Origin of the sequence: Saccharibacillus sacchari DSM 19268, assembly GCF_000585395.1 — a bacterium.
GTDB classification, from domain to species: Bacteria; Bacillota; Bacilli; order Paenibacillales; family Paenibacillaceae; genus Saccharibacillus; species Saccharibacillus sacchari.
The window spans coordinates 3,166,683-3,180,489 of record NZ_KK073875.1 but is presented as its reverse complement, the minus strand read 5'-3'; the positions used below and the strand labels follow the sequence as shown (position 1 = coordinate 3,180,489).

At 47.0% G+C, this 13,807-nt stretch carries 14 protein-coding genes; all 14 read right to left on the bottom strand.

The annotated features are described in order from the left end of the window. Positions 1-68: 68 nt before the first annotated feature. A complete protein-coding gene (locus SACSAC_RS13575) occupies positions 69-266 on the bottom strand; it encodes a cold-shock protein (protein WP_037287260.1) in 198 nt (65 codons plus the stop codon). A gap of 213 nt (positions 267-479) precedes the next feature. Then, the gene (locus SACSAC_RS13570) at positions 480-1,586 is read right to left on the bottom strand and encodes a DUF2920 family protein (protein WP_037287258.1); all 1,107 of its coding nucleotides are present in this window, start codon (positions 1,584-1,586) and stop codon (positions 480-482) included. A gap of 407 nt (positions 1,587-1,993) precedes the next feature. Continuing rightward, on the bottom strand, positions 1,994-2,788 hold the full coding sequence (locus tag SACSAC_RS13565; protein ID WP_037287256.1) for a formyltransferase family protein: 795 nt from the start codon (positions 2,786-2,788) through the stop codon (positions 1,994-1,996). Positions 2,789-2,801: 13 nt separating this feature from the next. Continuing rightward, the gene (locus tag SACSAC_RS13560) at positions 2,802-4,187 is read right to left on the bottom strand and encodes a DUF4910 domain-containing protein (protein WP_211251340.1); all 1,386 of its coding nucleotides are present in this window, start codon (positions 4,185-4,187) and stop codon (positions 2,802-2,804) included. Between the two features lie 21 nt (positions 4,188-4,208). After that, the gene (gene pseC, locus SACSAC_RS13555) at positions 4,209-5,378 is read right to left on the bottom strand and encodes a UDP-4-amino-4,6-dideoxy-N-acetyl-beta-L-altrosamine transaminase (RefSeq protein WP_037292806.1); all 1,170 of its coding nucleotides are present in this window, start codon (positions 5,376-5,378) and stop codon (positions 4,209-4,211) included. A 35-nt stretch (positions 5,379-5,413) separates the two neighbouring features. Beyond that, complete coding sequence (locus SACSAC_RS13550) at positions 5,414-6,367, bottom strand: NAD-dependent epimerase/dehydratase family protein (protein ID WP_037287253.1); 954 nt, start codon at positions 6,365-6,367, stop codon at positions 5,414-5,416. Between the two features lie 2 nt (positions 6,368-6,369). Further along, positions 6,370-7,422 carry a pseudaminic acid synthase gene (gene pseI, locus SACSAC_RS13545; RefSeq protein ID WP_037287251.1) on the bottom strand — a complete coding sequence of 351 codons (1,053 nt, stop codon included), beginning with the start codon at positions 7,420-7,422 and terminating at the stop codon, positions 6,370-6,372. Positions 7,423-7,439: 17 nt separating this feature from the next. After that, a complete protein-coding gene (locus tag SACSAC_RS13540) occupies positions 7,440-8,669 on the bottom strand; it encodes an acyl-CoA reductase (RefSeq protein WP_037287248.1) in 1,230 nt (409 codons plus the stop codon). Positions 8,670-8,680: 11 nt separating this feature from the next. Next, positions 8,681-9,763, bottom strand: coding sequence for a LuxE/PaaK family acyltransferase (locus SACSAC_RS13535; protein ID WP_037287246.1), 1,083 nt, complete (start codon positions 9,761-9,763; stop codon positions 8,681-8,683). Then, positions 9,760-11,154, bottom strand: coding sequence for an AMP-binding protein (locus tag SACSAC_RS13530; RefSeq protein WP_037292804.1), 1,395 nt, complete (start codon positions 11,152-11,154; stop codon positions 9,760-9,762). Before SACSAC_RS13530 ends, SACSAC_RS13535 begins: the two co-directional genes overlap by 4 nt. Next, complete coding sequence (locus SACSAC_RS13525) at positions 11,154-11,897, bottom strand: SDR family NAD(P)-dependent oxidoreductase (protein WP_037287243.1); 744 nt, start codon at positions 11,895-11,897, stop codon at positions 11,154-11,156. Before SACSAC_RS13525 ends, SACSAC_RS13530 begins: the two co-directional genes overlap by 1 nt. 4 nt (positions 11,898-11,901) lie before the next feature. After that, positions 11,902-12,129, bottom strand: a complete 228-nt coding sequence (locus SACSAC_RS13520; protein ID WP_037287240.1) for an acyl carrier protein — start codon at positions 12,127-12,129, stop codon at positions 11,902-11,904. A gap of 36 nt (positions 12,130-12,165) precedes the next feature. Further along, positions 12,166-12,711, bottom strand: a complete 546-nt coding sequence (gene pseH / locus SACSAC_RS13515; protein WP_037287238.1) for a UDP-4-amino-4,6-dideoxy-N-acetyl-beta-L-altrosamine N-acetyltransferase — start codon at positions 12,709-12,711, stop codon at positions 12,166-12,168. After that, positions 12,708-13,805 carry a UDP-2,4-diacetamido-2,4,6-trideoxy-beta-L-altropyranose hydrolase gene (gene pseG, locus SACSAC_RS13510; RefSeq protein WP_051507103.1) on the bottom strand — a complete coding sequence of 366 codons (1,098 nt, stop codon included), beginning with the start codon at positions 13,803-13,805 and terminating at the stop codon, positions 12,708-12,710. The genes pseH and pseG overlap by 4 nt, the downstream gene beginning before the upstream one ends. Positions 13,806-13,807 lie beyond the last annotated feature (2 nt).

Genomic DNA, 13,807 nt, shown 5'->3' with positions numbered 1-13,807 from the left:
TAGTCTCCAACCATCATAAATCATTAAACCTAATCATCTATGTAGGTCAGGTATACGGCTGCGACGACTTACAGAGGAGTAACGTTGGATGCTTGCGGTCCGCGAGCGCCTTCAACGATATCAAACTCAACGGATTGTCCTTCTTCCAGCGTTTTGAATCCTTCGATTTGGATCGCCGAGAAGTGAACGAAAACGTCGCCGCCTTCTTCCGTTTCAATGAAACCGTAACCTTTTTCTGCGTTAAACCATTTTACTTTACCTTGCATGCACGAACATTCCCTTCATTATCAAATAAATAGGTGTGGCCTACTACTCGAATATACTGCCGTTTTTCTCCAATGTCAATTGGAATTTAAAATGATTACATGCAATTATATTCCAATAAAAGATTAAAAGAATATTGCAGTTGAAAATCCGGGATAATAGACTTGAGTTCTATATAAACAATTATCTGATAAGTTGAAACATTTATTTGGGTGTTAAACTAAAGTTTGCAGATTGGCTTCAAAATCGAATTTGAATATAGGCAATCCTTGAGTAAAATCAGCTTGAATTTTTAAAGTTTCATAGTGGATTTCATATTGAAGCTCCATTGTCTGATTTTGCTTTTCATGACTCTCAAACTGCAACGCGTAAGCAAAAAGCTCAAGGAAATCTGCATCCAAACCATGGGAAGTTGATTTGTATTTTACCTGATCGACATCGTCTTTCGTTACCAGAATGAAATCGGCATTCGGAATGTTGGCAATAAACCGTTCTTTCTCCTGGGCCTTAACCAGATTATCATCAATACCCATAAACGAAATGATCTTGGCTTGATTTTGAAATGTTTGATACAAACCGAACAGGTTCAATAAGGACTTATTTTCAAGTACCTGCTTTGCAAGATAATCGAAATGGATTGCTAATGTACATTTGCCCAATCCCTTATAAAGCACTCTGTAATGATTTATGTAAAGTGGTTCAAGCCAAGCCGAATTATCTACGATAAAAGAAAAAGTCCAAGGTGACATTACGTTGCATAAATGCAATAAGTATGAACCGTGAGAATGCCCGTAGCCAATGACCCGATTAACATCATATTCCAGTTTGTTATCGTCCAAGAGCAACTTAACGGTTTCGAATGCAGTAATAATATCGATCGCTTGCATGTAGCCCATATCATTAAAGTCTTCGACGGTTTCGCTCAAGTCTGCTTTTACAGGGAACGTAACTTCCTTAGAGGAAATCAACTGAGTAAATGCCCCGGGATTTTGTTGGATATGACTCCATTCTGCCTCGCTCAAGATCGAACGAAGCGCCTGCTGATTCGTTACACTTATTTTGTCTGCTGATTGCATATGGGCACTTCCGAAATACTCGCATTGAATGGTGACTGCATTATACGAATCCGCAAACTGTTCCCTCATTTTCTGATATACATTCGAATCGATGGTAGCTCCAAATCCCGGAACCAAAATGATGAATCCTGTATTAGCTTGAACGCCAGCCGACGGGATAGAAAATTCGATCCGCAGTTCTCTTCCTGTATTTCCCGTATAAATATTTGGGTGAGCAAGTACATTAAACGTATGATTTTCTGCCATTGGTTATTCCCCTTGCTATAAATATGCATTCGTAATTCTATAGAAAATGTATGACTAATTCCAAAAATTTCCAGAATCGATTGATCCGTAAAGCCAACTTCCTTATTTAACGAATAAAATACGAGAAATATTTATTATAAATTACAGAAAACAAGAAAGATGTTAAGCACACTTCTTAATATTATTAATATTTGTAAAAGTAATGAAATTTTACATAACCACTATCTCACCTTATTCAATCACCACAGGTTGAACAAATGGAAGCCGAACACAATCATTGCTCCAGTGCCGACCTTTCTCTGTCAATTTCATATTATTTCTTCAGGACATAGTTCAGAGAAACCACTGTATGTTGCAGCTTTACTGCTCCAAATCCATTCTTAACCCCTTTCTCAAATATTAATCATTTAAAAAGCTTTTATTAGAAGTGGCTCTGTATTTTGTAAATCGCCTCGAAGATAATGATCAACGATGTCATCATTGAACAATTCGTATACGAGTCTCAAATGATGAGGTTGCCAATCCGTTCCGTTAAAAAGTTTACCGCTGCTTTTTTGGGGAACTTCATTGAGTTTTTCTCCGGCCTTAACTTTTTGTAGAATGGTTATTAGATCCTGCGCAACCTGCATGACGGCCTTACAAGCAACATCATGGATTCCATCACCGAATTCTAACTTTGGAACTGAGTGATGCAAAATTCCGCCTCCATCCAATTGAGCTGTCAGACGGTGAAGCGTCATTCCTGCCCAGTTTGGTTTTAAAAAATAAAAAGGCCAAAACAACGTGATGTTCCCCTTATACCATGGAGACAAGCCGCCATGAATATTCCATGCGATATTCGGAAATATATCGAGTACTTCACCACTTATTTTATGCACACCATAACTGATTACCGCATCCGGACGATGCTCTTTCACCCAATTCTTTACTTTTTCCCCGTTAAGTTCTTGCGAAGAAACATGTAGCACGGGAATTTCCCATTCTGTAGAAATCGGCCCGAAAAATTTTTCTTCCGCTTGTTCTCGTTTTTCAAAATGAAGAACAAAAAGTTCTTTGTCCTTCAAAGAAATCGAATCGGGCGGCAACGGCGTGAAAGACTCTCTTTGCTCAATGACCAAGTGCGAAAGAAGCCCGGCCGCTTGAAGCCTCGAAGCCACATGGCTATGCCGAGGATGCGATCCCGTAAAAAACATGATTTTCATTTTTCCCATCTCCTTATGGATGTAAAGGCGCCATTAGCTGCTTGTCTTCAAAAGGCCCTGATAAGATTTCCTTGTTCAACAGGAGTTCTATAATCGGAATCAAAGCCAGGATGCTGCAGCCGCATTTTTCTGCTATTTCGCGCATAGAGTATTGTCCATCCGAATAGTTCAAAATAATCAGAATCCGAGAAAGTTGCGTTCTCTGGTCCATCAACCCATTCGCCGAATATTTGCCTATGATTTCAGGCGCATTCAAATCCGGATACAATCCATGACGATCAAGCTTGATTTCTCCGTAAGGAGAGCGATTCACGTAATAACCGTCCCATTCAATAGCATCCAGAAGCTTTTCAAGCCCATCTACACTTGCTTGTAAAGCATCGATAGTCATGAACTCCTTGGTATCGAAAGAGTTATGGTACTCTTCATTGGTACCATAGACAGTTCTGGACAGTTGTCCCACAGGCAGGTTAAAACCAGGAGAACAATATTGTCTTTCATCCGACCCGTGAACGGGCGTAAACGCTCGCGTTTCCCCGCAAATTTCATTCCATTTCAAAAGATGCGCCCACATTAGATCCAAAGGAGTATTTTCCCTACGAGATTGCTTATAACTTAAATCGCGATCGCCGCCCATGCAAGTAAGAACAAGCCCTGCATGCAGACGCTTCATCAATTCTTCTCCAAACATTGAAAGATAACTTATGCTTCCGATTGTTTCCGGTGTGAAAACGAAACGGTAAGTAAAGCGCCGCGACGGTTTATTGGCTAAGCGACGATAAAGAAATGTCGCCACTAGCGGTCCGCTAAGTTCGTTATTCGCCATGGAAGGATGACACACATAACTACTGATCATGATTTCTTTTTCCGTGCTGCCAGCAAGTAGCGAATGGGAAAAATTGAGTTCTCCGTCTATAAAGTCGGTATCAATGAACGCATGATACTGTCCTTCCGGCAAAGCATCCCTAACCGTTTGCGGAATACAAAATCCCCAGCGTTTTCTGTAGTAAGAAATCACGTAAGGTATCGCTTTAGGTAGTCTAGGAATAGAATAAAGATTCGGTTCAAGTTCCTCGAGACTTAATGTTTGATTTACCGGCTGGCTGTAGTTCACGATATGGAGATTACTTTCTTCAAAATCCGCAATAACCTGCCCTTCTGGTCCCTTCAACACTCCTCCTCGAACTATCCATTCTTGCGGAATTGTCCAATCAAGGACTTGAGTACCGCTAGGAATGCCAAAGCGCTCGAGAGGAAGATACTCACCTAGAATGGTCAACGTTTGGCGCAGTCCTTCTCCCATAATGCTTCTGCAAATCGGGAATAATCTGTCGAAGAGTTGATCTATTGCGTCTAACTCTTTTTTCCGCGATCCCGAGCCATCATCAAAAACTGTCATTTCTGCACTCCTTTAAACAAATCAAATCTTTCGGGATGGAATATCTTTGACTGCAGATATAACATCGAACACATCTTTATCACTCATTTCCGGAAAAACTGGAAGGGTGATCGCCGTTCGATAATAGGCTTCCGCATGAGGACAAATTCCAACTTCGTATCCAAGGTTTTGATAATACGGCTGTAAATAGACAGGAAGATAGTGAACATTCACCCCGATATTCAAATTTCGCAACTGTTCGAATATGTCTAGACGTGAACCTTCGAAATACTCTGGCAAAAAACGAACGACATACAAATGCCAACTCGACTTTGTTTCAGAAAGCTGAAGAGGTAACTCAAGTCCTGGTATACCCGAAAGTTCATGATTATATATGGATACGATCCTGCGCCTCCGTTCTATAAACACATCCAGCTTATTCATTTGTGATATACCCAAAGCTGCCTGAATATCCGTCATTCTATAGTTATAACCTAGAGACTGCATTTCGTAATACCAAGGCCCTTCGTTTCTCGTCAATTCCTGCGGGTCCCGTGTAATGCCATGATTGCGGAATTGAAGTAGTTTCCGATAAAATGTCTCATTGTCGGTTACGATCATGCCACCTTCGCCTGTTGTGACGTGCTTGACCGGATGAAAACTGAACATAGTCATGTCTGCCCAAGTTCCGACTTTTCGACCTTGATACTCCGCCCCGATAGAATGAGCCGCATCTTCGATGACGATAAGGTCATGCAGCCGAGCGATTTCCTGAATACGATCCATCTCGGCAGGCTGTCCGCTAAAATCGACAGGAATAATTGCTTTTGTCCGCGAGGTCAGTTTCTGCTCGATTTGACGCGGATCGATATTATACGTGTCCGGATCGATATCCGCGAACACCGGCGTACCTCCCTGGTACAAAACGCAGTTACTGCTCGCCAAGAACGTCAGCGGAGTCGTAATAACTTCGTCTCCCCTGCCTATGCCTGCAGCGAAGCAAGCTCCGTGAAGCGCCGCCGTACCGTTGGAAAAAGCGACTCCGTAGCGCGCACCCGCATAATCGGCCACCTTTTGCTCGAAAGTTCGGATAGCCGGCCCCTGCGTGATGAAGTCGCTTTTCAGCACCTGTAGAACGGCTTCGATGTCCGATTCATCCAACCACTGCCGGCCGTAAGGCAGCATTTTTTCCCTTTTTCCGTTTCCGCTCATATCGCGCTCCTTCCCGTTCGAAGAAATATCATGCATTACGCCAGCCCGCCTTGAGCAATCCAATCGCGCGTCCGTGAGATGCCTTCTTCCAAAGAGACTTGCGGCTCCCAGCCGAGCAGCCGCTTGGCTTTGCCCGAATTGCACAGCAGCTTCTGAATTTCGCTCTGCGGGTGGATATGTTCCACATGTTTGATTCTTGCGGCGTCGCCCGTAATCAGCAGCGCCAGATCATTGACGGAAATATCGCGGCCCAGACCAGCGTTAACAATCTCGCCGTTCACTTCGTCGCTAAAGCCGGCCTGTACCACGAAACGCGCACAGTCTTCGACATAGAGAAGGTCTCGCGTTTGCGTACCCTCACCGTAAATGTTGAGCGTTTTGCCTTCAAGCTCGTTTTTCAAGAAAATCGCCACGACCCCGCCTTCGCCCCCCGTCTTTTGGAAAGGGCCGTAGGTATTGAACGGACGAATAACGACGGTCGGCAGCCCATATGCATGATAGTAGGACAGCACCATATTCTCCGCACCGATCTTCGCTCCTGCATACGGAGAGGCTGGTTTAGTTGGATGATTCTCGTCAATGCCGCTCTCGTCGCTGCAGCGGTCGTAGACCATACAGGTGCTCATAAACACGACTTTTGTTCCATACTTTTTGCACTGCTCCAAAATATAAAACGTACCGACCGTATCATTGTTGAACGTGGTTCGCGGGTCGTCGATCGAGTCCTGCACATTGATAGAAGCACCTAAATGGTAGCAGATATCGAACTTATGCTCTTCGAACAGATCGCCCAGAATTTGTTCATCGAGAAGAGTGCCGCGCACGAATTTTTTCAAGTCCGAGTGCTGCCGAAACTCTTCCAGGTTCGTTTCTCGTCCATTTGACAAATCGTCCAGAATCCATACTCTGTGACCTTCGTCAAGCAACTTTTTTGTCACCCAGCGGCCAATAAACCCGGCTCCGCCGGTAAGCAGAACATTTTTCGACATGATCAAATGACCTCCCAGGACAACGGCGTGCCTTTAGCAACATCTTTCGAAACGGCACGGCCGAGCATCTCGTCCAAATATTTTGTCGGCAGTCCCGAACCCGGCCGAATCGCTTTAATGTTCTCGCGCGTCAAAGTATCTCCTTTTTTCAAATCCTGAGAGATATATAAAGATCGGCGATGCTTCAGCGATCCGCGTTCGCGTTCCGTGGCTCCGTAAAAAACGCGGCCGAGGGATTGCCAAGCTCTTTCCGTTTCGAGAACCAGGGCGGACAGCTCTTCGGGTTCCAGCGAAAATGCCGAGTCGACTCCTCCGTCTGCCCGACGTAGGGTAAAGTGCTTTTCGATAACCGACGCGCCCAAGGCAACGGAAGCGACTGACACTCCCGCTCCCATCGTATGGTCGGACATTCCGACGGTACAGCCGAACAGCTCCTCCATGTGAGGAAGTGTCAAAATGTTTGTATTTTCCGGCGTTGCCGGATACGTGCTCGTGCACTTAAGCAAAACCAACTCTTTGCAGCCCGCTTCCCGTGCGGCACGAACCGATTCGTCGAGTTCCGCAAGAGAGGCCATTCCTGTCGAGATGATCAAAGGTTTGCCTGTCGCCGCCGCTTTCCGAATAAGTTGAATATCCGTGTTTTCGAACGAAGCGATTTTGTAAGCAGGCACATTCAGGCTTTCCAGAAAGTCCACGGCCGTTTCATCAAAAGGCGTACTGAAAGCCAGTATGCCGAGCTCGGCCGCACGATCAAAGATAGGCTTATGCCATTCCCAAGGCGTATAGGCTTCCTTATACAAATCGTATAACGAACTACCCTTCCACAAGTTACTCGGATCGTCGATAAAAAAGTCGCCTTCATGGATATCCAGCGTCATAGTATCCGCGGTATAAGTTTGAAGCTTGAGCGCATCGGCTCCCGCTGCAGCGGCAGCTTCCACGATAGCCAAAGCGCGCTCCAGCGATTGATTGTGATTGCCGGACATCTCGGCAATAATAAAAGGCTTGTGCGCCTTGCCGATCCACCGTTCGCCAATTTGAAATTCCAAGTTCATCCCTCCGATTCTTATGCTCAACAGCGAAGCGATATTTCTCTCGTAAAATGCACAAAGAAATCATATCCGTCCCAAACTTCGGAAAAGTGAAGTGCTTGACCGATCGTCACGATCCGGTCTATGCCTTTATCTGTCAAGTTCCAGGCCAGCGTTCGCAACTCTTCGGATTCGAATCCGTGTACCGTCAAAGTCTGATCCTGCTTGCCGATAATATCGACAATTTGTCCGATCTCTTCAAGGACAAGCTCGAAGAAAAATCCCCCGCCACAATCAACCGATTTGATCTCATCGGAGTATTGACCGATATTCGCGCGGTAAGGATGGCCCGTATAACGCGTTGACAAGCGATCCACGATTCCTTTTGCCGCGTAGGAATATCCTTCCACCAAGCGGTTGATCCCTACGGCTGCTTCCCAACGTATTCCTTTTTGACGAATGACTTTGCTTAATTCCTCCCAAAACTTTTGCTTCAATTCTTTTTCTTTTTCGTGCTGCCCGATCCATACCAACAAACGCGGAGACGAGCAGGCCATCTGATTGAACCAGTAGGCGTCGTTATAAAAGTCTGCCGCCAGTTGTTTCCACTGCTCTTCGTTCAACTTGTCAAGACTCGACGTCCGAATTGCCGAAAGCGAAAATCGGTTGGCAAAAACAAGTTCCGTCGCTCTTGGCGGAAGCGGAGATTGGCGGATACTTCGAATAGTTTCGTCGCCGCCCCAAATTACGCGAATATCACAGTAACCGGATAAAGCAGCGGTTTTGGCGGCATCATGTTCATAACTGACGATCAGCGTTCGTTCAGCAATAGTTTTAAATTCGCTTTCTCCGGCTATATCTTCAATCAACCCAATCAGCATATCGACCTGTTCATCGCGCCGCCCCGACAAACGAATCACGTTTTTATTCCCAACAAGCATCGACAAGAACCAGGAGTACATAAAGATCGTATCGACATTGGAAGGGGCGAAATGCAGAGCCACTCCCCTGGGCTGCCAGATTCGTTCTTTTCTTTTTTTTCGGTAATCGCGTTCTAACTGTTCGATATTAGCTCTTCTCATCCAATGGGCCATCGCCATCAGTTCCGCGTATCCGCGAAACCCGCGATCAAGCAAAATCCGTTTCGACAGCCGATGAATGAATTCGACCACGAGCGGATCAAAAGCTTGAAGCGCAGGCCGTTTTTTCAACATGTCCATTAATTCTTGCCAAGTCCGGTCCTGTTGCGTAACCGGAAACAGTATTTGCATATGATCCCTCCTCAAACGGACTCGTGCGTATCGCTGCAGCCTCTGATTTCCGCTCTGGGCAAACGGCCGTGCACGGAGAAATAAATGCCTTGCCGTCCGCATGGACAATCGTCTTCTCCATGGATTTGACCGATATCCTCCGTCAGCAAACTATGGCCGGGATAGCTTTCGGGAAGGACGCTAAGCACCTGAAGCAACCCTGGGCGGTTTGCAGGTAGCGGCTCAAGCGTCTCACTGTCCCTTACGCGAACGTCGGCAAAAGTGGGAACATGCAAATGCCCGTGCTCGCACTCCATGAAAATGGACCCTACCTGCTCGACCATCCCGTAGAAGTTATGGATTTGACCGATGCCCAAACGTTCACGCAACACTTTTTTGAACGTCACGTTATCGACCGCTTCTTCTTCGAGCCTTTTCCATCCTCCGCTATGAATCAGCAGGCTGTCGCCCAGATCCACTTTTTTGCCCTGGCGCTCGGCCGCCTGCGCGAAATACTTCCAGACCATGAAAGTAAATCCGAACAACAGTACTTTTTGATCGGTATGAACCTTGAGGAAACGTTCAAGCCCTTCCCAATCGGCCTCCATTTCGTCATTCAGCAGATAAAAATGGTTTCGGCCAAAATTGATCATACCCATGATTCCGGCTCCCCTGGCGCTATACGATTTGCGATCCTTGATAACGTTCGGCGTATCGACAATGATCATCGGCATTCTTTTGGGCCCTAAAAAAGATTTCACAATGTGCACCAAGGCTCGGGCTTGCAGGCCCGCCGTTTGTTTATCCAAAAAGATTTTGGATACCGTCTGAGAAGTCGTTCCGCTCGAAGTCAGCACCTTCACCACGTCCTGCCGCCCGATGCTTTTCAACTCCAACATTTTGAACAGACGCACCGGCAGAAACGGTTCGGATTCGATTCCTGATTCGTCCAAATACGAAGAAGCTCCGGCGGTCGCATTCAAGATATTGGCATAAGCTTCGCAATGCCGCCGGTGATGCAGAGTCAAACGATGAAGCTCGGCATTCAAAAACAAACTTTTTTGTTTTTTATCGAGCGCATAAGGCCCGATCTCGAACATCTCCTGCACGTTCATTCGATCCCCGCCTTCCGCTGCAATACAGAATAATCCGTTTTACCGGAATTCAAGATCGGAACGTCATCGATTCGAATCGCTTTGATGGTCGAATGATGCAGCCCGTACCTCTGGAGAGTATCCAGCCGCGCCACTTCAAGCAGCGGTTCGGACTCGCACAAAATCACGATCTTCGTATCGTTGCCCACGCAGAAGAAGCGTCCGGCAAATTTCTTTTCCAAATAGCTTTCGATATCGTCCAAATTGATCCGCAGCCCGAAAGGTTTTACGAATCGCTTAAGCCTTCCTTTGATAAAACAATACCCATCCTCGTCGAATTCGGCCAGATCGCCGGTACGCAGCACACTCTGCTGTTCGTCGCCGCGTTTCAAGTCTCCCCGCGATTCCGCATAACCGAGCATCACGTTCGGTCCGGCGTAAATCAACTCTTCCTGTTCGTCGACGCGCAGATTCCCATTCGGAATGACAATCCCGATCGAACCCGGCTTCGTCAGCATTTTTTCAGGAGGCAGGTAACTCATTCTCGCCGTAGCTTCCGTCTGGCCATACATGACATAAAATTCAATGCCCCTGACGCTGCATACCTCTCCAAAATATCGCTGCAGGTCGGCAGGAAGCCTTCCTCCAGCCTGCGTCATTTGCTTGAGCGACGGGAGATCCATTTCCGCGAATTTCAGCCGCCGAAGCATTTGGTACGTGTAGGGTACACCTGCGATCGACGCTGCGCGGTTCGTGTTAAACTGATCCCAAAATGTTCGGGAAACGATAGACTCCTCCGTCAGGATCGTGCAAGCTCCTGCCAGCAGATGGCTGTTAATCACCGAAAGCCCATACGAATATGACATAGGCAGCGTCGTAATCGGCCTATGGTCGCCGTTCAGCTTCAAGTATTCAACGATAGACGAAGCATTAGCCTGGAGGTTATCGTATGAAAGACGTACCATTTTGGGACTGCCTGTAGTGCCTGATGTGGAAAGAAGCAAAGCAAGTTCGGGATGGATCGGCGGGTGTTCGCCAACTTTGCGGCGCTGAAATAACGTATGCGATCTGAAATGCTGAAAAGTTTCGTAGCCAAACAACTCACCGCCTGCGTTTAGATCCGAAACCGCAAGCCACTCCGGCTGATAACTTTCTATCAAATGAGCTAAAAGCCCGGGGTCGAGCGAGGCGGGCAGCAGACAAACTGTTTTTCCGCCGCGCAAAGCAGCCAGATAGAGGCATATGGTAGAATATGTATTTTTGCACAACAGAAAAAGAAGCTCCTTCGTTTCCGAATGCAGCTTTTCCATACATGCTTTAACATCACGATCTAGTTCCGAAAAGAGAATCGTTTCCTCTTCCTCGATAAAAGCGGCATGATTTCCTGGATGCCCATTATTCCAAAAATACATCATTCAACCATTCCTCCATCCACGCCTATTGTCTGACCCGTCACGTACTTTGAAAGGTCGGACAACAGATACAGTACCGTATCCGCAACCTCTTCGGGCAGCCCGGCACGCTTCATTTTGATGCTTCCCATCCGCATTCGATAAATATCTTCTTTGAGTTTGCCGGTCATATCCGTCGCGATGAATCCAGGGGCAACGGCATTCACGCGGATTCCGAACGGAGCCAGCTCTTTGGCCGCCGATTTGACCGCTCCGTTCACTGCCGCCTTACTCGCTCCGTAGACGCTAAGTCCTTCTTTGCCGCTGCTTCCGATGATCGAGGAAATATTCACGATGCTTCCTTGTTTTTTTCTCATCATCAACCGCGAAGCCATCTGCATGTGATAAAGCGTACCGAAAACATTTACGGAAAATACGCGTTGGAGATGGTCGTGCTTCAGCGTCGATAACAACGACTCCTCCAAAATGCCTGCATTATTAACCATTCCGTCCAATCGACCGTATTTGGCTGCGGCTTCTTTGAAAGTCTGCTGCACTTCTTCCTGATTCGCAACGTCATAAGCGAACACCGTACATGCTGAAGCTCCAGAAGCCCGAATCTCCTCCGCAACCGCGTGCAAGCGTTCTTCCTGCCGACCGGCTAGTATCAAAGTCGCCCCTTCGGATGCGAGCTTTAAAGCCGTACTTCTTCCGATTCCTCCAGAGGCGCCGGTTACCCATACGATTCGATCTTTAAGGAGCATCCCTTTACGCTCCGTATTTAGCAACGATCTCTTTGGCTTTGCCGAAGCTGCTCATATCGATGACGTCTTCCGTATCCAGCATAATGTCGAAAGAGTCTTCGATTGCCGCAATGAGCGACATATGAGAGATCGAATCCCACTCCGGCAACGTATTGTATTCCAGCTCGTCCTTTACCCTTTCTTCGGGAATCTCCAACGATTCGGCAAAAATGGTTCTCAGCTTTTGTTCCATGTTGCTCTCCTCTTTTCTTTGTCGAATTGAATCGACCTACTTGAAATATCGGTAAAAACGACTTCTTTTTTCTGCCCAGTCCCCGGAAAAGATTGCCATCAGCGCAAAGTCTTCATATTGCCCGTTTTTCAGCACATGAGCTTTCAACAACCCCTCATGCTGAAATCCGAACAATTCGTGCAGTTGAATGACTTTGCGATTAAAAGAAAATACCCCGGCCCAAAGCTTGCGAACGTCCAAACGCTCGAACGCGTACTCCAGCATCAGAAACTCGATCGCGAATCCCGACGTGGGAGGCAATCCTTCATGATCGCCGATATAAAGCCCGGAAGAACAAATGCCGCTGGCCGGATCCCTATCGGTATACCCGATATAACCGACGGGCTTACCTTTATACTCGAAAACGAAATGAAGAGGCGTCGCCTGCTTTTCTTTTTGTTTGAACCAGTTCCGATGTTCTTCCATCGTTATCAGATGATCGGTAATCATTTTGGAGCGGATCGTTTCAGAGTTGCGCCACTCCAACAGTTGCTCCAAATGCTCTTCGCGAATCGGACTCATGGAATAAGTACCTGCGTTCATTCCGATTCCTCCTTTTTGAACAAACGCCGCCATTCGGCTGTTCCGTAAACGATCTTTGACGGGACAAGGGCCGACGCTTTTTCGCTTAACTCCTTCAGAAGTTGCGGGCTATCCAATAGTCTTTCAAGATGACGGCGGATTTGTTCTTGACTAACCTGAAGGCAATCTCCCAGATTCACAAAGGCTCCCGTGGGTTCCAACTGCCGAATCCCGATCCGTTGATTCTCCGTCAGAATCAAGATCAATGCGGGCAGCCCCAGATAACAGCGTTCCCAGGTAGTAGCCCCTCCCGCTCCGATCGCCAAATCCGCTTCATTCATCAATTCGGCCATATAATCGATCTGACAATGAAACACCATGCCTGCCGTCGAATCGCATATCGCCCGAATCCGTTCTTGGTGCGGATTGCTTGCGCCCACGACTACATCGACATGAAGATCGCGATCCAAAAGACGAATGGCCTGTAAAGCTTTCTCCGTCTCGTTGCTCACATCGCTTCCGCCGAAAAATATCAGCAGCCGGGAGAGCGTCCCATCACGATTTTTTCGCCTGCCTTCAAATTCACGAAATTCTTCACGCAGCAGCAGAAATTCCGGCCCCAGCAGCAGGAGGCAGTTGTCTGGAACAAGACCTGCATAACGGGACTTCATATCGTAATGAAAGTTCTGGTCTAACAGCAGATCGCAATCGTGTGCACGATCTGCCAGATCGTCAATGACCAGAATACCGGATGTTCGCTTGCGGACCCTTTGTTCCCATCTTTCATCGAGCGCATAATGATCCACAATTATCCAATCGTGGAGAGGGTGCCGTTCGAGAAGCGAAAGAGTCTGCTCCGAGTCGTAGTCCTCATCCAAACGCAGCTCTGCAAGCAGCTCTTCCTGATTCGATGATGCGTACCGACGCCTTGGTTCGATATGATCAACGTGAAACCCCCGACCGAGCACGTAATCAGATAGGTTACCCGGAAGATTTAAACAGATGAAACGTACCACAGCACCGAACGAGCTTAACATGTCTGCTAGCGTAAGACACCTCATCACGTGTCCGGAACCGAGCAAATCGGAGGAATCGACGCGAATCGCCACCTTCATTT

Coding starts and splice junctions, on each gene's coding strand:
- SACSAC_RS13530 (WP_037292804.1), bottom strand. CDS start 11,154: ATGTATTTTTGGAATAATGGGCATCCAGGAAATCATGCCGCTTTTATC.
- SACSAC_RS13565 (WP_037287256.1), bottom strand. CDS start 2,788: ATGAAAATCATGTTTTTTACGGGATCGCATCCTCGGCATAGCCATGTG.
- pseC (WP_037292806.1), bottom strand. CDS start 5,378: ATGAGCGGAAACGGAAAAAGGGAAAAAATGCTGCCTTACGGCCGGCAG.
- SACSAC_RS13575 (WP_037287260.1), bottom strand. CDS start 266: ATGCAAGGTAAAGTAAAATGGTTTAACGCAGAAAAAGGTTACGGTTTC.
- SACSAC_RS13550 (WP_037287253.1), bottom strand. CDS start 6,367: ATGTCGAAAAATGTTCTGCTTACCGGCGGAGCCGGGTTTATTGGCCGC.
- SACSAC_RS13540 (WP_037287248.1), bottom strand. CDS start 8,669: ATGCAAATACTGTTTCCGGTTACGCAACAGGACCGGACTTGGCAAGAA.
- SACSAC_RS13525 (WP_037287243.1), bottom strand. CDS start 11,897: ATGCTCCTTAAAGATCGAATCGTATGGGTAACCGGCGCCTCTGGAGGA.
- SACSAC_RS13520 (WP_037287240.1), bottom strand. CDS start 12,129: ATGGAACAAAAGCTGAGAACCATTTTTGCCGAATCGTTGGAGATTCCC.
- pseG (WP_051507103.1), bottom strand. CDS start 13,805: ATGAAGGTGGCGATTCGCGTCGATTCCTCCGATTTGCTCGGTTCCGGA.
- SACSAC_RS13560 (WP_211251340.1), bottom strand. CDS start 4,187: ATGACAGTTTTTGATGATGGCTCGGGATCGCGGAAAAAAGAGTTAGAC.
- SACSAC_RS13570 (WP_037287258.1), bottom strand. CDS start 1,586: ATGGCAGAAAATCATACGTTTAATGTACTTGCTCACCCAAATATTTAT.
- SACSAC_RS13535 (WP_037287246.1), bottom strand. CDS start 9,763: ATGAACGTGCAGGAGATGTTCGAGATCGGGCCTTATGCGCTCGATAAA.
- pseH (WP_037287238.1), bottom strand. CDS start 12,711: ATGAACGCAGGTACTTATTCCATGAGTCCGATTCGCGAAGAGCATTTG.
- pseI (WP_037287251.1), bottom strand. CDS start 7,422: ATGAACTTGGAATTTCAAATTGGCGAACGGTGGATCGGCAAGGCGCAC.